The organism is Maribacter spongiicola, assembly GCF_004364165.1.
In the GTDB taxonomy this organism is placed as follows: Bacteria; Bacteroidota; Bacteroidia; order Flavobacteriales; family Flavobacteriaceae; genus Maribacter; species Maribacter spongiicola.
In genome coordinates this window covers 1,758,311-1,777,017 of the sequence record NZ_SOAY01000010.1, presented here as the reverse complement: position 1 = coordinate 1,777,017, position 18,707 = coordinate 1,758,311, and the positions used below count along the sequence as shown (strand labels likewise).

Sequence of the window (18,707 nt, the reverse complement as noted above, 5' to 3'; positions counted from 1 at the left end):
TTTTACAACTACATTAACCGTAGACGAATGATTTTTACCATTCGTCTATAGTTAAATGGCGCCCAACGACGAGCGGCGAAATATGTTTGGTCTTGCCTGTACTTTAGCAGTGTAAAACAAATATTATGAAATCTATTATTCTTTTAACCGCTCTTTTCTTCTCTACTTTCTTAGTAAAAGCGCAAGCTAACAACGAGAATGTTTCTTTAGAGATCGAAACTATACAAATAGAGATGGTTCAAACAATTGAAAGTAATGATATTGTTGTTCCAACAATCAAAACTGAAAACACAATCGAAGTTGCTACATTGTACAAGAACAAAAACAACAGAGTTATCAAGGCTTTAAAATTCACAACAAAATTGAATAGCGCTAAACTTTCTTAATACTGTTTTAAATACCCTTTTCGTCCCAAATTTTATACCTACACCTTTTCTTACCATTATCTACTTTTTAAGTTCAAGTTCAAGAATCAAACTCAAACTTATAAATCACATTCTAATAACCATTCAACCTTATAGCATACATGCTATAAATAGCTTACTTATCACAAAACTAATGCTGTCATCCCCTATACTCTCGGTTATTGAGCTTGCTATCACATGTTATATCTGCTTCATTTTTCACCTTCTATGAATTTAATAACCGAAGCCTATTTACCATTCGTCTATAGTTAAATGACGCCCAACGACGAGCGGCAAAATATGTTTGGGCTTGCCTGTACTTTAGCAGTGTAAAACAAATATTATGAAATCAATTATTCTTTTAACCGCTCTTTTCTTCTCTACTTTCTTAGTACAAGCGCAAGCTAATAATGAGAATGTTTCTTTAGAGATCGAAACTATAAAGGTAGAGATGGTTCAAACAATTGAAAGTAATGATATCGTTGTTCCAACAATTGAAACTGAAAACACAATCGAGGTTGCTAGATTATATAAGAACAAAAACAACAGAGTAATCAAGGCTTTAGAATTCACAACTAAATTGAATAGCGCTAAACTTTCTTAATACAATTATAAATACTCTTTTCTCCCCGAATCTATACCTACCCCATTTCTTACCATTACCTACATTTTAAGTTCAAGTTCAAGAATCAAGTTCAAATTCAAAAGGCAAGTTCAAGTTTAAAAATCAAACTCAAGTTCAATGATAATCTTTACTTTTGCTAAAATTTGAAAAAGCAATTAGTGTTTCGTTTTATATCTCATATTAAATTTCTTCTTACTTCAAACAATCAGCACGGAATTCATTCCCCTTTCGTGTATGATTATATTACCAAGTGCCTTTATCAGAAAAAAGAATTAAAGCTTCCGGCAACCCTAAAGGTGCTAATTAAAAGTATTGCCTATTTTAAATACAATTCCATACGTCTAATAGGGGATTTTAAAACATCCGAAGAAATTATAAAACAACACTACGCAAGCATTTCAATCACAGAACATAGTGCCGATATTATCGTTTGTAGCATATCTGATTTTGGTGACACTAATATAGATATCAACACTTTGTCAAATGATTGTATGTTACTTTTAGATGGCATACACACCAGTAGTGAAAACTTTAAAACATGGAAACTTCTTAAAGAATTAAAGCACGTTAGTGTTTCTATAGATATGTTTTATTGCGGAGCCCTATTTTTTAGAAAAGAACAAGTAAACGAAGATTTTAAAATACGGATATAAACCAGTAATTTTAGACTAAAGCAATTTTTAATGAGCAGTAATACAATTTATATTACCCTAGGTGTCGTTTTTGCTATTTACTTAGCTATACGTATTACCAGTAAAGGTAAATCTAGCGAGCGAAAATCAAGAAAATTCATGGGAGATTACGAACGTAAGGACAAGAAAGAGAATTAACCGTGCTATTTTTTTACCACAATAATTCTCACTATCTATTATCAAATAATCTACACCCCTACTTTCTACAATTTATAAAATGAAAATATATACCAAAACAGGAGATGACGGCACTACCGGACTTTTTGGAGGCACTCGTGTACCTAAACATCACATTCGAATCGATAGCTATGGTACGGTCGATGAATTAAATTCTTGGCTAGGTCTTATTAGAGATCAAGACATCTCCCCTACTTACAAGCAACAACTTACTGCCATTCAAGAGCATTTATTTGCTATAGGCGCTATTTTGGCCACCGATCCAGAAAAAGAAATACTAAAAAATGGTGAAGAGCGATTAAAAATAATCAAAGTAGGCACTATTGAAATCAATTTTTTAGAACAAGCTATAGATGAAATGGATCGTAAATTACCGCCAATGACCCATTTTATTCTTCCTGGCGGTCATACAACAGTGTCATACTGTCATATTGCGCGTACCGTTTGTAGAAGAGCAGAACGTATTTCAACTTTATTATTTCAAGATGAGCCATTTGATAAAAATGTGCTATCTTTTATTAATAGGCTTTCAGATTATCTTTTTGTATTTGCACGAAAATTGTCTTATGATTTACAGGCGGATGAAATAAAATGGATTCCTAAAAAAAAGGACTAATAATTCTGTAATTTATTCGTTATCAATAAACAAATGCAAAAAAAGTACGAGATAAATATGAAATTTATTATTAATTTCTTTGCTGTCTCAATTTAAAAATTACTTTTGCAAAAAATTAAAATTAAACTATTACTATGTATTGGACATTAGAATTAGCATCTTATTTAAGTGATGCACCTTGGCCGGCAAGTAAAGATGAGTTAATAGATTACTCCATCAGAACTGGAGCCCCTCTTGAAGTCGTAGAAAATTTACAATCTATGGAAGAAGAAGGTGGCGAAATATATGAATCTATCGAAGAGATCTGGCCTGACTATCCAACGGAAGAAGACTACCTCTGGAACGAGGACGAATATTAATATTCGATATTATAATAACTACTAAAAAGTCTCTTCGGAGGCTTTTTTTTTATGTAATTTTGGCAGGTTATTAGGTTAAACTGTCCAATTATCAAGACTGGAATACCTTTTGCTCTTAAACAGCATCGATTATAATTGTCGAATATAAAATATTTTGAAAGTTATTCTTGCTAGAATAATAGTCAGAAAAGTTTCAATTCTAATAGTTTAAAATATATGAGTTTCATTAATTCCATCCTAAAGGCATTCGTTGGTGATAAGTCACAAAAAGACGTAAAGGAATTACAGCCTTTAGTAGACCAAATAAAGTCATTCGAATCGAAGTTAGAATCCCTAAGTCACGACGAACTTAGGCAGAAAACAATAGATTTCAAGAAGGCTATTCAAGAATCTATTAAAGAAAAAACAGATCAAATAAGTGCTTTAGAAGAAGAGGTTAAAAACTCTACCGACATTGACAAAAATGAAGATATTTACACTGAAATAGATAGATTAAAAGAAGAATCTTATACCATTTCTGAAGAGACTTTAAATAAAATACTTCCAGAAGCTTTTGCTGTTGTGAAGGAAACTGCCAAGCGTTTTGCAAATAATGAAACTTTAGAAGTGACAGCTTCTGAATATGACAGAACGTTGTCAGGTTCCAAAGATTATGTCACTCTTGAAGGCGCCAAAGCAATTTGGAAAAACTCTTGGGACGCCGCAGGTAAAGAAGTTACTTGGGACATGGTACATTATGATGTACAACTTATTGGTGGTATAGCCATGCACCAAGGTAAAATTGCAGAGATGCAAACTGGTGAAGGTAAAACACTTGTTGCTACCCTACCCTTATATTTAAATGCCTTAAGTGGTAACGGTGCGCATTTAGTAACCGTTAATGATTACTTAGCAAAAAGGGATAGTGCTTGGATGGCACCTATATTTCAATTTCACGGACTTTCTGTAGATTGTATCGATTACCACAGACCAAATTCTGATGGTAGACGAGCAGCCTACAATGCTGATATTACTTACGGCACCAATAATGAATTCGGTTTTGATTACCTAAGGGATAATATGGCGCATACGCCAAAAGATTTGGTACAACGCCCGCATAATTACGCCATGGTCGATGAAGTCGATTCAGTTTTGGTAGATGATGCCCGTACTCCATTGATTATATCTGGTCCGGTACCAGAGGGTGATCGTCATGAATTCAATGAACTAAAACCAAAGGTTGACGAGATTGTTAGAAAGCAACGTCAGCATTTAACGGGTGTATTAGCAGAAGCTAAAAAATTGATTGCAGAGGGTGATACTAAAGAAGGCGGATTCTTATTGTTAAGAGTCTACCGTGGTCTACCTAAAAACAAAGCATTAATCAAATTCTTAAGTGAAGAGGGAGTAAAACAATTACTTCAAAAAACAGAGAATTATTACATGCAAGACAACAACAGGGAAATGCCAGTTGTTGATGAAGATTTATTGTTTGTAATCGATGAAAAAAATAACCAAATAGAATTGACCGATAAAGGAGTTAATTATATTTCGGGTGAGCAGGATAAAGATTTCTTCGTGATGCCAGATATTGGTGGAGAAATTGCCAAGATTGAAAATCAAAATCTTGAAATTGAAAAAGAAGCTGAACTTAAGGAAGAGCTTTTTAAAGATTTCACTATTAAAAGTGAACGTATACATACCATGAGCCAATTATTAAAGGCTTATACCCTATTCGAAAAGGATACGGAGTATGTGGTAATGGATAATAAGGTGATGATCGTAGATGAACAGACCGGTCGTATTATGGACGGTCGTAGATACTCTGACGGTTTACACCAAGCAATTGAAGCAAAAGAGAATGTAAAGATCGAAGCATTAACTCAAACTTTTGCAACGGTTACTTTACAGAACTACTTTAGAATGTACAGCAAACTTGCTGGTATGACAGGTACTGCTGTTACAGAAGCTGGTGAATTCTGGGAAATCTACAAGTTAGATGTAATGGAAATTCCTACCAACAGACCTATCGCCAGAGAAGATAAAAATGATCTTATCTACAAAACAAAAAGAGAAAAATACAATGCAATTATTGAAGAGGTAACCAAAATTAGTCAATCAGGCAGACCTGTATTGATCGGTACTACCTCTGTAGAAATATCAGAATTGTTATCTAAATTATTGAGTGTTCGTAAAGTGCCACATAATGTACTGAACGCGAAACTTCACAAGAAAGAAGCAGATGTAGTTGCTGAAGCTGGTAATGCAGGTATTGTAACTATTGCAACCAACATGGCTGGTCGTGGTACAGATATTAAGTTATCTGATGCGGTTAAGAAAGCAGGCGGATTAGCAATTATAGGTACGGAAAGACATGATTCTCGTCGTGTAGATAGACAGTTAAGAGGTCGTTCTGGACGTCAAGGAGATCCAGGTAGCTCTCAATTTTATGTTTCTTTAGAAGATAACCTAATGCGTTTATTCGGTTCTGACAGAGTTGCTAAGATGATGGATAAAATGGGCTTGGAAGATGGTGAAGTTATTCAGCATAGCATGATGACTAAATCAATTGAACGTGCCCAAAAGAAAGTTGAAGAAAACAACTTCGGTGTACGTAAGCGTCTTTTAGAGTATGATGATGTAATGAACGCGCAACGTGAAGTTGTGTACAAAAGAAGACGTCATGCATTACAAGGTGAGCGTTTAAAGCTAGATATTGCCAATATGGTTTATGACACCTGTGAGGTAATCGTAGAAAGCAATAAAGCTGCAAGTGATTTTAAGAATCTAGAATTTGAATTGATCAAATACTTCTCTATTACATCACCTGTAGATGAGGCTGAATTTGGTAAAATGACCGCTCAAGAAATTACCGGTAAAATTTATAAGGCAGCTTACGAATATTATAATGACAAGATGGAGCGTAATGCTGCAGCAGCTTTCCCTGTAATTAAAAAGGTACATGAAGATAATGCCAATAACTTTGAGCGTATTGTAGTGCCTTTTACTGACGGAATAAAAAGCTTGAATGTTGTCACCAACCTTCAAGAAGCATATGATAGTAACGGTAAGCAACTGATTACAGATTTTGAGAAGAACATCTCATTGGCTATAATAGATGATTCTTGGAAAACGCATTTACGTAAGATGGATGAGTTGAAGCAATCTGTACAATTAGCGGTTCACGAACAAAAAGACCCTTTATTAATTTACAAGTTCGAAGCATTTGAACTATTTAAATCAATGATCGAGAAAGTAAATAAAGATGTTGTCTCTTTCTTGTTCAAAGGAGAATTACCTTCAGAGAACCCAAATGCTATTCAAGAAGAAAGAAAAGTTCAACGTAAAGAGAATTTACAAACGACGAAAGAAGAAATTCCTAATAGCGATGAATTAGCGGCACGTAGTAGAGCGGTTAGTCAAAATCAAGCTGAACGTCCTGCAGTGACAGAAACCATTACTAGAGAACAGCCAAAAATTGGTCGTAACGAACGTGTTACCATTAAAAATGTAATGAGCGGAGAGAGTAAAACGGTAAAGTTCAAACAAGCCGAGCCACTTTTACAAAATGGTTCGTGGGTGTTGACTCAAGATTAAATTATATAGAAATTATAAGTTTTAAAAAGGCACCCTATCGGGTGCCTTTTTTGTTTTCTGATGCTAACCAGCTATAAATAAACCTTATAGAAACTATTACTAATTGAATCCTTTTTTCAAGATTATTTACTGAATTGCTTAATTAACAATTGATTTAATATTTTTAACCAATATTTAGGTAAAAAAAATATGTAATTCAGAAAAATAATAATGGCTTTTATCATACTAAAGCAAAAAATACTAGTATAATGATAAAAACATAATTAGATTTACATTACGTAATTCGTATATTTTATAGTACCTAAATAATATCTATGCCCGGATTTACCATTGACAAAGAACGTCTTCAGGATAAAACCAAACTTTTCTTAAGGGTAAATTATACCACTAGCATTATCTCCATCCTATTTGGAGCATTGTGTTATTTTGTTCTGAATATTACTCAAGTTATTCCATTTCTACTATTTGGCTTTGCCTTATTGAATATTATCAATCTACTATATTTCAAAGTTCATAAGAATATTTTACCGACATTTAATATTTCATCGATCTTCGGGTTAATATGTGCAGTAATCGTAACCTTGTATAGTGGCGGCATTCATAGTCCTTTCATATTTATGATACCTCTTATTGCCGTTGGTGGTTTTATTACAAGTACGAGATATGGTAGAGTCTATCTAAATATTATTGTAGTACTCATACTATTAGTTTTTACACAATCAATTCCTGAGTTTAGTTTTACAAAAAATGTAGTTCCAGAAAGCTCCAGTGCGATATTTAGTCTAGTTTCCGTTTTATTTTCAGTCTTTATTTTAGGTAACACTTTAGTAAAAACACTGTTGAAGACATATAACGACATGTACAGATCCAAGAAAGATTTAGCGATACAGGTTAGCGAAAAACAAAATCTTTTAAAAGAAGTACATCACAGAGTAAAAAACAACCTTCAAACAGTCTCTAGCTTGCTAAGCCTACAATCTAGAAATATTGAAACAGGACCAATGAGAGGGCTTCTGAAAGGTACTCAAAATAGAGTTATTGCGATGGCCATGGTTCACGAAATGCTTTACATGCGCAACGATATTAGCCATATTGAGTACAAATCTTACGTGCTAGAATTAGGTGAATATTTAATTCGTTCCATAAAAGGAAATGTTAATAATGTTGATTTGAAAATTGATATTCCCAACATAAAATTAGGTATAGATACCGCCATTCCATTAGGACTTTTAATTAATGAAACATTGACCAATGCCTTAAAGTATGGCATCAAAGGTGATAATGAAGGAGAAATCAGTATTAAGCTTAGACAAGATACCGAAAAAGAAAACTGTTATATTTTAGAAATTGGTGATAATGGTATAGGTTTCCCTGAAACTATCAATCATAAAACCACTAAGTCTTTAGGTTTAAAACTGATTCACAATCTTACACGTCAATTACGTGGTACTATAGAACGCGATAATTCTAAAAAAGGAACTAATTACATTATAAAATTTCAAGAAATTAAGCAGCAATTATCTCCTGTAGCTTAAAGAATACCTCTCTTAAATACTAAAATCATTATTCCAATTTAAAGTTGGTTAACTGTTACTATTATTTCTGTTGCTTTGTCTATATTTAAAGTAACTAACTCAAACAACCGCTTTATGTTCCGCAAATTACTGCTCGCCACAGCAATGACTTTCGCTGTCTTGCTTTCCGTCAACGCCCAATCACTACAAGGCGATGGTCCACATTCACAATTAATAATTAGGGGCGTTATGCTCATTAACGGTAATGGAGCTCCACCACAAGGACCAATAGATATAGTAGTTGAAAATAACATTATAAAAGAAGTAAAAGTTGTTGGTTACCCAGGTGTCGCTATCGATGACACTAAAAGACCGCAATTAAAAGCAGGCGGAAAAGAATTAGACTGTACCGGTATGTACTTAATGCCAGGCTTTATAGATATGCATACCCATATTGGGGGTGAAGCCCAAGGCGCTGATCCAGATTATGTTTTTAAACTATGGATGGCTCACGGAGTTACAACCGTACGTGAAGTTGCAGGAAGAGGTATTGACATTGCGATGGATCTAAAACATAAAAGCGAGAAAAACGAAATCATCGCCCCGCGAATTATTTCATATACTGCTTTCGGGCAAACGAGTAAATCTTTTAATCCGTTGAACGATATTCCGATTTCTACACCCGAGCAAGCGAGGGAATGGGTACGCGCCAATGCCAAAAAAGGAGCTGATGGAATTAAATTCTTTGGTGCCGAACCGGCGATTATGGCGGCAGCATTAGATGAAAACAAAAAGTTAGGATTAGGATCTGCATGCCACCATGCACAAATGAGTGTTGCCCGTTGGAATGTATTACATTCCGCTAGAGCGGGATTGACCTCTATGGAGCATTGGTATGGTTTACCTGAAGCATTATTCGATGATAGAACGGTACAAGATTTTCCGTTGGACTATAACTACCAAAACGAGCAAGATCGCTTTGAAAATGCAGGAAAATTATGGGAACAAGCTGCAGAACCATATTCTGAGCATTGGAATAATGTTATGAATGAATTATTAGCGCTGGATTTCACCTTAGATCCTACTTTCAATATTTATGAAGCTAGTAGAGATTTACAGCGTGCTAGAAGGGCTGAATGGCATGAAGATTATACATTACCTTCTTTATGGGAGTTTTATCAGCCTAGTAAAGTTTCTCACGGTTCTTACTGGCATGACTGGGGTACAGAGCAAGAAGTTGCCTGGAGAAAGAATTATAAACTGTGGATGACCTTTATCAATGAATATAAAAATAGAGGTGGAAGAGTAACAACGGGATCAGATTCCGGATTCATATTCCAACTATACGGCTTTGCTTATATACGAGAATTGGAATTAATGCGAGAAGCAGGATTTCATCCGTTAGAAATTATACAATCGGCAACCTTAAACGGAGCTGAAGCATTAGGCATGGATGACAAACTAGGTTCTGTAACCATAGGCAAATTGGCAGACTTTGTCATTGTTGAGGAAAATCCGCTTCAAAACTTCAAAGTACTGTATGGCACAGGAGCTATAAAACTGACCGATGATAATGAGGTGGTTCGTGTTGGTGGCGTAAAATTTACCGTTAAAGATGGAATCGTTTATGACTCTAAAGCATTATTGGCAGATGTCAAAAGACAAGTAGATGAGGCTAAAGCTAAAAATAACTACACCATTAAGCAGCCTGGTATAAAGAATTAAAACTTACGTTTATTTACCGGCACTTTAATTGGACGTACTTTTTTCTCGTTCTTAGCTGAAGTGAATGCAATAGTTGCAATAACAATAAGTGCTGGTATTATAATTGAAAGTAACATCATAATTAAAAATTTATAAGGTGCTTCATTACACCTTTTTTATAGGGCAAAGATTATGCCAACTTACCATATGACTTTTGGGTAGCGAATGCTAATTCTTTGTTAACTCTAGCATTAGCGTATCTGTACAGACGTGCTACTGACGTTTCATCAATAATTTGAATCTTTTTTTCGTCGCCAGTATTGTCAGAGCTATCAACCAAAACAACACCCACTTCAGTAGTGTTAATTTTATCATCTGTTTGGGGAGTTTGTGCTATTGCTAATGCGCCAGCGAAAATTATTATTAGTAAGGTTACAAGTGCTTTCATATCGTAATGTTGAACAATGTAAAAGTACTTTGAGGTCTACGATTAAGCATCTTGACCTCGCTAAACTGCTATAATTTTCGGCTAGGGTAAAAATCTGAGACGAATCGACAAAAAGTGTCGACGAACGGTTTTTGACCAAAAAACACCACACCGACTTGGTGTGTATTTCATCGAAATTTTAAATATGTGAAATGTACAATACCTCTGAAATTGGGGTCCAAAAGACTAACTATATATAGGAAATAGAATGAATTAAAATGAAGTAAATGAAGCTTACTTTTTGTGTCTTCCGCGTTTACCGAAATTCTTATCGCCACGAGTTTTCGATTTTGTGTATTTCTTTTTAATGATACGCTTATACGAACCTCCTTGATTTTCCTTTTTATTCTTGTCAGACTTTTCGTGAAAACTAGCTCCACGTTCATCTTCATTAATATTTAAAGGATTCTCATGCTCTTTGTGTTTAGGTTGCTCGTCGAAAGTAAGTTGCGTTGCAATTTGAACATCATTAGGCAATGGCAATAAATTGACTTTATGCGACATCAAATCTTCAATAGCATCTTTAGCCTCTTCTTCTTTCTCTGTAAATAAAAGAATAGAAGTCCCTTCTTTCTCAGCCCTACCCGTTCTACCGATTCGGTGCATATAGTTTTCAGGAAATTTAGGCGTGTCAAAGTTTATAACGTGAGATATCTCTTGTAAATCCAATCCACGAGCCATAACATCGGTAGTTACCAAAATACGGTTCTTACCCTCGTCAAACTGATTAATAGATCGTAGTCTATAATTTTGCGTTTTGTTCGAGTGAATAATACATATTTCTTCACTAAAGAACTCTGCCAATTCTTTAAACAGTAAATCGGCACTTCGCTTACTTGAAACAAATACTAACACCTTGTGGTACGTCTCTTCATTTTGCAATAAATTGACCAACAGATTTACTTTCGTATAAAAGTTAGGTGTAGCATACCCGTATTGGGTAATATTTTCTAGTGGAGTTCCGCTAACGGCAATCGCAATTTTCTGAACGCCCGTAAAGAAATCGGTTATAAACAATTCAATATCATCGGTCATCGTGGCCGAAAACATAATATTCTGTCTCTTCTGTGGTAAAAGTTCAAAAATATTTACCAGCTGAAATCTAAAACCTAGATCTAACATAACATCGACCTCATCGATAACAAGCTTCTTCACTTGTTTTAATTGAACCGCTTTAGTAAGAATTAAATCATACAATCTTGCCGGTGTTGCTACTAGAACATCTGTACCCAATGACAAAGCTTCTTTTTGGCGCAACATACTTTTACCACCAAATACACCCAGCACACGAATTCCGGAATATTTAGCCAGTTTCTCAGCCTCTTCTACAACTTGTACCACCAACTCACGAGTAGGCACAAGAATAATTACCTTCGGATGAATTTCTTTAGAAAACTTAAGGGTATTTAAAATAGGAAGCAGGTAAGCAAATGTTTTACCGGTACCTGTTTGAGCAATACCAACAACATCACTACCACTCATTACAATAGGGAAAGCTTTCTCTTGAATTGGGGTTGTATTTTCGAAACCTAAATCAGCCAGAGCTTTCTCTAAATTTCTAGAAATCTTTAAATCGGTAAACAACGCCATAACAATCACTTTTGTAATTAAAGCGCAAAGCTATGTCGATTAGTTGACAAATCACATAAAGTGAGAGATTTATCGATAATTAAGTCTAAAATGGCTTTTAATTATAAAAGGATAAAGCGCATTTTCATTTAAGTAGACATATTGAAATAGTTTACTTTGAAATTATTAATTGAATACAACATAAATTATTATATTTCAAATAGAACATATTACTCTTATCTAATGAAATCAAATACAATCCTATTCGTATCGATATTCCTTTTATTTGTAAATGAAATTTCTGCCCAAATGATTAATAAGACATATGATGAAGCTTTTAATGATGCCATTGCCAAACAATACCCAGAATACCACACAGCACTACTAAAAGTATTAGATGATTTTGAGCAAGAACTTATTATTAAAAAAGTAGTTTCAGATGGCAGCTATAAAAACTACGTCAACCTTTTAAAAGAAATAAGCAAGGATAGTGCTTATGAAATAGTGAGTGATTTTGCTTTGGGAGATTCGCTAACACTAAATTCTCAGCACTATAATTACGAACTGGCAAAAACTATGAAAACGATGCCATTAATACACTATAGAAATATAGCGCAATCAAAAAGCATGCTATTTAATCAACGGGTATCTGAAATTACTACAAAAAACGGAGGTTTTTCTCGTTCAAATTATGCATCACTTTTATTAGAAGTATATAATGAAGAAGACTTTCAACTTCCAACAATACGAACAAAATTGTTTCGATTTCTTGACCCGAATACAAATGACAGACTCTATATTTATATGGGTAAACCTACTCAAAGCGAATAGACATTAGGTGTTAAATCAATCAGCTTTTGTTCTTTTCTTATCAGTACATTTTATATATCACCTATTAGTATCTAAATCATTATTGTACATCTTTTTACCACCAACATAAGTCTCCAAAACTTTTACATCTTTAATAGTTGTAGCATCAATTTGAAAAATATTTTCATTAAGAATAACAAAATCAGCCAACTTGCCTGGTTCTAATGTTCCTTTTATGTCTTCATCAAAAGAGCTGTAAGCAGCATCTTTTGTATATGCAGCTAATGCTTGTTCCACATTAATTTTCTGCTCAGGAACCCAACCATCAGGATTGTTATCATCTAAGGTTCTTCTAGTAACCGCTGCGTATATACCATATAATGGAGAAGCAGGTGCCACGGGCCAATCACTACTAAACACTAAAGTCGTATTTGCATCTAATAGAGACTTAAAAGCATAGGTAGTTTTAATTCGCTGATGTCCGATAAGCTCTTCTGCCCATCTACCATCATCAATAGCATGATATGGCTGCATGCTGGTAATAACATCTAGTTTAAAAAATCTATTGATATCTTCTACATTCAAATGTTGCGCATGTTCTATTCTTAATCGTCGGTCATTTTTACCATTATTTTGAACTACACCATCATATAAGTTTAGAATAGTACTGTTTGCTCGATCACCAATAGCATGAACGGTAATTTGCAATTGCTTTTTATCGGCATTAGAAATCCAGCTACCTAAACTATCTACATCGACAATAAACAGACCCTTATCATCTTGCTTATCTGAATAGGGTTCATCAAAAGCTGCCGTGTGCGAGCCTAAAGACCCGTCTACAAAACCCTTCATGAGACCATTTTTCAACCATTTTGAATCTTTTGTATCCTTAGCAACAGTTTTCCAATACTTCAACGGATCGGCAGCATACACTCTCACCTTCAGTTGTTTATTAGAATTCATCTTATCTAAAATCTCGTAACCACCTAAACTATCTACATCATGTACGGTGGTTACGCCCTGAGAAACTAAATAATCTTGGGCTGCACTTAGGGCTTCTTCTTTTTCCGAATCGGTAAGTTTAGGTATTTTATTTAAAACTAAATACATTGCTTCACTTTTAAGAATACCGCTTGGAGTACCATCAGGATTTTTGACAATTTCTCCATTTTCTACATCAGGACTATTCTCATCTATACCCGCAATTTTGAGTGCTGCTGAATTGGCTAAAATCATATGACCGTCCATTCTATAAATCGCAACAGGGTTATCACCTGTAAATTCATCTATCCAGTCTTTATTAGGTAACTCTCCTCCCCAAAGGGTGTGATCCCAATTTCCTTCAACAATCCACTGACCAGATTTTATCTTTTTAGCAAACTCAGAGATTCTATCAATAAATTCCTGCTTTGTGCTAGCATCTCTTAATTGTACACTTAAAAGGCTATTACCACCCATTAATAAATGCACATGGGTATCTATAAATCCTGGGGCTATGAATTTTCCTCCTACATCTTTAACCTCAGTACTTGATCCTTTATACTTTTGAATATCATCTAAAAAGCCAATAGCCAAAATAGTATCTGCCTTTATAGCCATAGCCTCGGCTTTTGGAGATTTAGTATTACCTATCCAAATATTGGCATTGGTAATTATCATATCTGCTTTTACACTATCAGTACCACAAGAGCATAACAATAATGTAGTCACCAATAAAAAGAATAGTTGCTTTTTCATGCTATTAAAGGTAGAAAAGTAAAAATGCAATTGTTAGCATTTCCATTGAAAAACTTCTTCTTAATTACCCTCTTTTCTCAATACCTGCAACGGCGGACTATTCAAGACCCCTCTACTATTCATTAAACCGATGGTAAGAACCAATAGTGTAATACCAGGTAATACCACTAAAAATGGTACCCATGAAGGCACAAATGGTGTGTCGAAAATGAAATACGCCAATAAAAAACTACTAAGTAAAGAAAGTAAAACCCCTACTCCACTGCCCAAAACACCAAGAAATAAATACTCTAACGCATTAATTTTCAATATCTGTTTACTCTGAGCACCAAGTGTTCTTAGTAAAACGCTTTCACGAATTCGTTGGTATTTACTGTTACGTACAGAGCCAATTAAAACTATGATACCAGTTAGAATACTGAAAAATGCCATAAAAGATATGACCCATGAAATCTTATCTAAAATGTCTTCAACCAAGGTTACTACTTGTCTTAAATCGATGATAGATACATTGGGGAATTTTTTCACCAACTCTCGCTGTAAATCAGCTGAAGACTTTTTATCTGGTGCATTTGTGGTAACCACATGAAATTGTGGTGCATTCTCTAACACTCCTTTAGGGAAGACAATTGAGAAATTAAGTTGCATACGCGCCCAATCTACTTGACGAATATTACCCACCACGGTAGTCATTAATTTTCCTTGAACATTAAATATTAAGGTGTCACCAATAGTTACTAGAGCATCATTTGCTACATTATCTGCCAACGAAATAGGTATTACTTTGGCATTAGAATCAACAGAAGGTATCCAATCCCCTTCCAGCAACTTTTCAGAACCGATCATAGAATCTCTATAGGTTGTTCTAAACTCATGGCTAAGAATCCATTTATTTACGCTAGTTGTAGTATCTAATCGAATATCATTAACGTCTCGCTCTTTTATACGCTCTAAACGCATGGTTACAATCGGTATGTTATCTATAACTGGCAAGCCCTTCGGAGTAATGGTATTTGCTACAGCATCTCGTTGGTCTGTCTGCACATCGAATAATATCAAATTCGGACTCTCAGCACTCGCTTCGAACGAGGTTTTGGCAAGTAGAAAATCTTTTGTAAAATATAATGTACTGATTAAAAATGTACCTATCCCTATAGCTAAAATCAACACTACGGTCTGGTTATTTGGTCGGAATAAATTCAACAAACTTTGTCTGGCAGCAAAACTCCAAGACTTGGGGAAGTAGCGTTTTATCAATCGCATGAATAAAATTGACACTCCCGCTAAAATGGAAAATGTAACTAAAATTCCTGCTACGAAACTCAATGCAAACTCCCATCTGCCCAATAACCAAAAAGCAAACAACAATACAAAAAGTACAATGGCAACCACTACCCAAATTTGATAAGGTCTTGCCTTTTTACTCGTATCTTCTTGCACACGTAATACCTGTAAAGGAGAAACAAACCAAGTATTTACTAATGGCGACAATGCAAATAAAACCGACATGCATACGCCCAACAATAAGCCGACGAATATCGCTTGAAAAGAAGTAGATATTTCTACCTGAAAAGGTAAAAACTCTTGAAGTATAAGCGGGAATGTCTGTTGCAACAACAAGCCTATTACCGTACCAATGAGTCCGCCCAACAATCCCATACCTGCAATTTGAATCAGATAGATTAAAAAGGTTTGTTTACGTGTAGCACCCAAACATTTTAGCACTGCAACCGCCTTTAATTTCTCTTTTATATAAATATGAACAGAGCTGGCAATACCAACACATCCTAAGAGCAGTGCAATAAATGCGACCAAATTTAAGAACCGACCTACATTGTCATATCTACGGCCCAAACGCTCACTGGTATCTGTATGGGTATCCATATCTGCATTTTCGGCATCTAATAATGGATCTACATTTTTACTCAGTGCTTCTAAATCTGCATTATCATTATTGAAATAGTAGTTGTATCCCAAACGGCTACCACGTTGCAGTAGTCCGCTTTCTTCCATAAAACGAAATGGAACAATAACAGGTGGTGCAGCTGTAGCACCAATACCTGTGCTACCAGGTGCGGTAATCAAAGACCCAACAATGGCAAATGTGGTTGTACCCAACTTTACACTATCGCCTGGATTTAAATTATATTGAAGCATTGCGGTGGCATCGACCAACGCTCCACCTTTTTCTAAATATTCTTTTGCAGCTGAGGCAGGTTCAGTTTCCAACTCCCCATAAAAAGGAAAGTCCCCTTCAATAGCGCGTACCTGCACCAATTTTGTAGCTAGACTTTTTGGGAAAGCTGCCATTGAGGCAAAATTGACCTCACGAGCATCATATCCGCCTAAAGAATCCATTAATTCAGTTACCCTTTCATTTGCAGGCTGATTACTATCAATTAAAAAATCTGCACCCATGAGTGCTTTTGATTGTAACCCGATATTATCTTTAAGATTATCACTAAAAGATTGAATAGACACTACTGCTGCAATACCTAGTATGATGGAAGCCATGAAAAGTAACAAGCGGTTACCACTTGCCTTACCATCGCGCCAAGCCATTTTCAACAACCAATTAAATGATGCTTTTGATGTTCTCTGTGTTAGATTCAAGATATAGAAGTGGTTTCGTTGATTACTATTTTACCACCTTTAAGTCGTAATACATGTTTGTTCAGGTTTGCCAGCTCTAAATCATGAGTAACAATGACCAATGTAGTACCCATTTCTTTATTAAGGTCGAATAAAAGTTTGATGACCTTTTCACCAGTTTCCTCATCTAAATTACCCGTTGGCTCATCGGCAAAAAGTATAGAAGGCTTGTTTGAAAATGCTCGTGCCAAAGCAACCCGCTGCTGTTCACCTCCAGAAAGTTGAGAAGGGTAATGATCATGACGATTACCCAAACCAACCTTAGCCAACAACTCCATCGCATCTTTAGTAGCATTTGCTGCACCTTGTAATTCCAAAGGTACACTAACATTCTCTAAAGCCGTTAATGTGGGCAGTAATTGAAAATCTTGAAAAATGAATCCTACTTTCTCATTTCTTAAAAGCGCACGTTGATCTTCGTTCAAGGCACTTAAATCTTCCCCACAAAGTTCTATTACGCCCTCGTTGATTTCATCTAATCCGGCACAGAGTCCTAATAATGTGGTTTTTCCACTACCTGACGGACCAACAATAGCAAAAGTGTCGCCTTCTTCAATAGAAAAAGTAATATCATCAATAACTGTCAAATTCTTAGATCCGCTTGAATACGTTTTCTTTAGATTACGTACGTTTAATATCTTTGTCATAAATCATTTTGGTACAAGACAACAAAATAAACAAATGATTTTGAATCTAATAAGTTAAGACTATGTTGAAAGTATTAAAGTTTCGTTATTTTTTAGTGGTGTTGTTGTTCGTTGGATGTGGAGAAACTCCAGAAAAGAAACCATCTGACACCCAAACAGAAGTTGTAAGTAGTGTTGAAAAGGAAGCTATTTCTGCGGATGACAAAGTGATTTTGTTCTACGGAAACAGCCTTACCGCTGCATATGGCTTAGATACAAAGGAAGGATTCCCAAATAGAATTCAACAACGGTTAGATTCTTTAGGCTTGGATTACAAGGTGATAAATTCCGGATTGAGCGGAGAAACTACCTCTGGCGGATTAAATCGTTTGGACTGGGTTCTAAATCAGCCGGTAGATATTTTTGTGTTGGAATTAGGCGCTAATGACGGATTACGAGGAATACCCATTACAGAGTCTATGAATAATTTGCAATCGATGATCGAAATGGTCAAAGATAAAAACCCTGAAACACAAATAATATTGGCAGGTATGCAGATACCACCAAATATGGGTGCAGATTATGCTTCTCAATTTAAGATGATGTATCCTGCCTTGGCAGAATCGAATAATATAATGTTGATTCCGTTTTTATTAGAAGGTGTTGCCGGTATTCCGAAATTGAATTTAGAAGATGGCATTCACCCAACTGCAGAAGGGCAGCGAATAGTAACCGAAAATGTTTGGGAAATTTTAAAAACTGTCGTGTTACCTAAAGGGGAACGGAGGTAACCGAGGTACTTGGAGAAGAATTAAACTAGGCAAGAGATACTGTTCGTACTCTTGTTTTAAAAAGTAAGGCTTGTTTAACTCTTGCATTTTTGACTTTGAAAAACCTTGCAGCTGTTTGAAAACCCTGAGCGTTTACGTCAGATTTTATTGTTACATCTGCCATGGGCATAACAATAGTCTGTACTTTGGTGTCTGGTGACTTCGATTGTGCTTGGGACTGGGTTCCCAAACAGATAACAAGGAGTAAAAAAATAATTGTACGCATAATAAAGTAGGTAAATTTGGTTTATAGATAACCATCTACTTGTAAGTAAACGTATTTCGAATTCGACAAGAGGTACGGTTTTTACGATGAAAAGTTTCCTTTT

18 protein-coding genes are annotated in these 18,707 nt (G+C 35.3%); 11 read left to right on the top strand and 7 right to left on the bottom strand.

All coding sequences use genetic code 11. The features are described from left to right. Positions 1–125 precede the first annotated feature (125 nt). The 9 genes from CLV90_RS07930 to CLV90_RS07895 all read left to right on the top strand — a co-directional run bounded on the left by CLV90_RS07930 (position 126) and on the right by CLV90_RS07895 (position 9,688). Positions 126–386, top strand: coding sequence for a hypothetical protein (locus CLV90_RS07930; protein ID WP_133686924.1), 261 nt, complete (start codon positions 126–128; stop codon positions 384–386). Between the two features lie 361 nt (positions 387–747). Further along, positions 748–1,008 (top strand): hypothetical protein, encoded by a 261-nt coding sequence (locus CLV90_RS07925; protein WP_133686923.1) that lies wholly within the window; start codon positions 748–750, stop codon positions 1,006–1,008. Positions 1,009–1,172: 164 nt separating this feature from the next. After that, the gene (locus CLV90_RS07920; RefSeq protein WP_133686922.1) at positions 1,173–1,682 is read left to right on the top strand and encodes a hypothetical protein; all 510 of its coding nucleotides are present in this window, start codon (positions 1,173–1,175) and stop codon (positions 1,680–1,682) included. A gap of 30 nt (positions 1,683–1,712) precedes the next feature. Next, the gene (locus CLV90_RS19210; protein WP_166638546.1) at positions 1,713–1,859 is read left to right on the top strand and encodes a hypothetical protein; all 147 of its coding nucleotides are present in this window, start codon (positions 1,713–1,715) and stop codon (positions 1,857–1,859) included. Positions 1,860–1,938: 79 nt separating this feature from the next. Then, the gene (locus CLV90_RS07915) at positions 1,939–2,514 is read left to right on the top strand and encodes a cob(I)yrinic acid a,c-diamide adenosyltransferase (protein ID WP_133686921.1); all 576 of its coding nucleotides are present in this window, start codon (positions 1,939–1,941) and stop codon (positions 2,512–2,514) included. A 134-nt stretch (positions 2,515–2,648) separates the two neighbouring features. Beyond that, positions 2,649–2,873, top strand: a complete 225-nt coding sequence (locus CLV90_RS07910) for a DUF2795 domain-containing protein (protein ID WP_027064442.1) — start codon at positions 2,649–2,651, stop codon at positions 2,871–2,873. Positions 2,874–3,089: 216 nt separating this feature from the next. Then, positions 3,090–6,449 carry a preprotein translocase subunit SecA gene (gene secA / locus CLV90_RS07905; RefSeq protein WP_133686920.1) on the top strand — a complete coding sequence of 1,120 codons (3,360 nt, stop codon included), beginning with the start codon at positions 3,090–3,092 and terminating at the stop codon, positions 6,447–6,449. Positions 6,450–6,763: 314 nt separating this feature from the next. Then, the gene (locus tag CLV90_RS07900) at positions 6,764–7,984 is read left to right on the top strand and encodes a sensor histidine kinase (protein ID WP_133686919.1); all 1,221 of its coding nucleotides are present in this window, start codon (positions 6,764–6,766) and stop codon (positions 7,982–7,984) included. Between the two features lie 144 nt (positions 7,985–8,128). Then, the gene (locus CLV90_RS07895) at positions 8,129–9,688 is read left to right on the top strand and encodes an amidohydrolase family protein (RefSeq protein ID WP_243835314.1); all 1,560 of its coding nucleotides are present in this window, start codon (positions 8,129–8,131) and stop codon (positions 9,686–9,688) included. Here CLV90_RS07895 and CLV90_RS19535 read toward each other — a convergent pair. The 3 genes from CLV90_RS19535 to CLV90_RS07885 form a co-directional block, all read right to left on the bottom strand. Continuing rightward, on the bottom strand, positions 9,685–9,807 hold the full coding sequence (locus CLV90_RS19535; protein ID WP_279586544.1) for a hypothetical protein: 123 nt from the start codon (positions 9,805–9,807) through the stop codon (positions 9,685–9,687). The two genes, CLV90_RS07895 and CLV90_RS19535, sit on opposite strands and share 4 nt — an antisense overlap. A 50-nt stretch (positions 9,808–9,857) precedes the next feature. Then, entirely contained in the window at positions 9,858–10,115 is a 258-nt protein-coding gene (locus CLV90_RS07890; protein ID WP_133686917.1) for a hypothetical protein, read from the bottom strand. A gap of 273 nt (positions 10,116–10,388) precedes the next feature. Then, the gene (locus CLV90_RS07885) at positions 10,389–11,744 is read right to left on the bottom strand and encodes a DEAD/DEAH box helicase (protein WP_133686916.1); all 1,356 of its coding nucleotides are present in this window, start codon (positions 11,742–11,744) and stop codon (positions 10,389–10,391) included. A gap of 288 nt (positions 11,745–12,032) precedes the next feature. On the opposite strand from CLV90_RS07885, the gene CLV90_RS07880 reads away from it, so the two are divergent. Then, a complete protein-coding gene (locus tag CLV90_RS07880) occupies positions 12,033–12,554 on the top strand; it encodes a hypothetical protein (RefSeq protein WP_166638545.1) in 522 nt (173 codons plus the stop codon). Positions 12,555–12,611: 57 nt separating this feature from the next. Here CLV90_RS07880 and CLV90_RS07875 read toward each other — a convergent pair whose 3' ends face one another. Genes CLV90_RS07875 through CLV90_RS07865 form a run of 3 tightly spaced genes read right to left on the bottom strand, consistent with a single transcriptional unit; the run spans position 12,612 to position 17,569 of the window. Then, positions 12,612–14,270, bottom strand: a complete 1,659-nt coding sequence (locus CLV90_RS07875) for an amidohydrolase (protein ID WP_208295103.1) — start codon at positions 14,268–14,270, stop codon at positions 12,612–12,614. A 60-nt stretch (positions 14,271–14,330) separates the two neighbouring features. Continuing rightward, complete coding sequence (locus CLV90_RS07870; RefSeq protein WP_133687047.1) at positions 14,331–16,832, bottom strand: ABC transporter permease; 2,502 nt, start codon at positions 16,830–16,832, stop codon at positions 14,331–14,333. Between the two features lie 47 nt (positions 16,833–16,879). After that, complete coding sequence (locus CLV90_RS07865; protein WP_133686914.1) at positions 16,880–17,569, bottom strand: ABC transporter ATP-binding protein; 690 nt, start codon at positions 17,567–17,569, stop codon at positions 16,880–16,882. A 62-nt stretch (positions 17,570–17,631) separates the two neighbouring features. Between CLV90_RS07865 and CLV90_RS07860 the strand changes: the two genes are divergently transcribed. Beyond that, the gene (locus tag CLV90_RS07860; protein WP_133686913.1) at positions 17,632–18,339 is read left to right on the top strand and encodes an arylesterase; all 708 of its coding nucleotides are present in this window, start codon (positions 17,632–17,634) and stop codon (positions 18,337–18,339) included. Between the two features lie 25 nt (positions 18,340–18,364). Here CLV90_RS07860 and CLV90_RS07855 read toward each other — a convergent pair whose 3' ends face one another. Continuing rightward, positions 18,365–18,604, bottom strand: a complete 240-nt coding sequence (locus tag CLV90_RS07855) for a hypothetical protein (RefSeq protein ID WP_133686912.1) — start codon at positions 18,602–18,604, stop codon at positions 18,365–18,367. Between the last annotated feature and the right edge of the window lie 103 nt (positions 18,605–18,707).

Bases quoted from the DNA above. Each gene is read 5' to 3' on its own strand.
- CLV90_RS07930 (WP_133686924.1), top strand. From the start codon at position 126: ATGAAATCTATTATTCTTTTAACCGCTCTTTTCTTCTCTACTTTCTTA.
- CLV90_RS07925 (WP_133686923.1), top strand. From the start codon at position 748: ATGAAATCAATTATTCTTTTAACCGCTCTTTTCTTCTCTACTTTCTTA.
- CLV90_RS19210 (WP_166638546.1), top strand. From the start codon at position 1,713: ATGAGCAGTAATACAATTTATATTACCCTAGGTGTCGTTTTTGCTATT.
- CLV90_RS07915 (WP_133686921.1), top strand. From the start codon at position 1,939: ATGAAAATATATACCAAAACAGGAGATGACGGCACTACCGGACTTTTT.
- CLV90_RS07910 (WP_027064442.1), top strand. From the start codon at position 2,649: ATGTATTGGACATTAGAATTAGCATCTTATTTAAGTGATGCACCTTGG.
- secA (WP_133686920.1), top strand. From the start codon at position 3,090: ATGAGTTTCATTAATTCCATCCTAAAGGCATTCGTTGGTGATAAGTCA.
- CLV90_RS07900 (WP_133686919.1), top strand. From the start codon at position 6,764: ATGCCCGGATTTACCATTGACAAAGAACGTCTTCAGGATAAAACCAAA.
- CLV90_RS07895 (WP_243835314.1), top strand. From the start codon at position 8,129: ATGACTTTCGCTGTCTTGCTTTCCGTCAACGCCCAATCACTACAAGGC.
- CLV90_RS19535 (WP_279586544.1), bottom strand. From the start codon at position 9,807: ATGATGTTACTTTCAATTATAATACCAGCACTTATTGTTATTGCAACT.
- CLV90_RS07890 (WP_133686917.1), bottom strand. From the start codon at position 10,115: ATGAAAGCACTTGTAACCTTACTAATAATAATTTTCGCTGGCGCATTA.
- CLV90_RS07885 (WP_133686916.1), bottom strand. From the start codon at position 11,744: ATGGCGTTGTTTACCGATTTAAAGATTTCTAGAAATTTAGAGAAAGCT.
- CLV90_RS07880 (WP_166638545.1), top strand. From the start codon at position 12,033: ATGATTAATAAGACATATGATGAAGCTTTTAATGATGCCATTGCCAAA.
- CLV90_RS07875 (WP_208295103.1), bottom strand. From the start codon at position 14,270: ATGAAAAAGCAACTATTCTTTTTATTGGTGACTACATTATTGTTATGC.
- CLV90_RS07870 (WP_133687047.1), bottom strand. From the start codon at position 16,832: ATGGCTTGGCGCGATGGTAAGGCAAGTGGTAACCGCTTGTTACTTTTC.
- CLV90_RS07865 (WP_133686914.1), bottom strand. From the start codon at position 17,569: ATGACAAAGATATTAAACGTACGTAATCTAAAGAAAACGTATTCAAGC.
- CLV90_RS07860 (WP_133686913.1), top strand. From the start codon at position 17,632: ATGTTGAAAGTATTAAAGTTTCGTTATTTTTTAGTGGTGTTGTTGTTC.
- CLV90_RS07855 (WP_133686912.1), bottom strand. From the start codon at position 18,604: ATGCGTACAATTATTTTTTTACTCCTTGTTATCTGTTTGGGAACCCAG.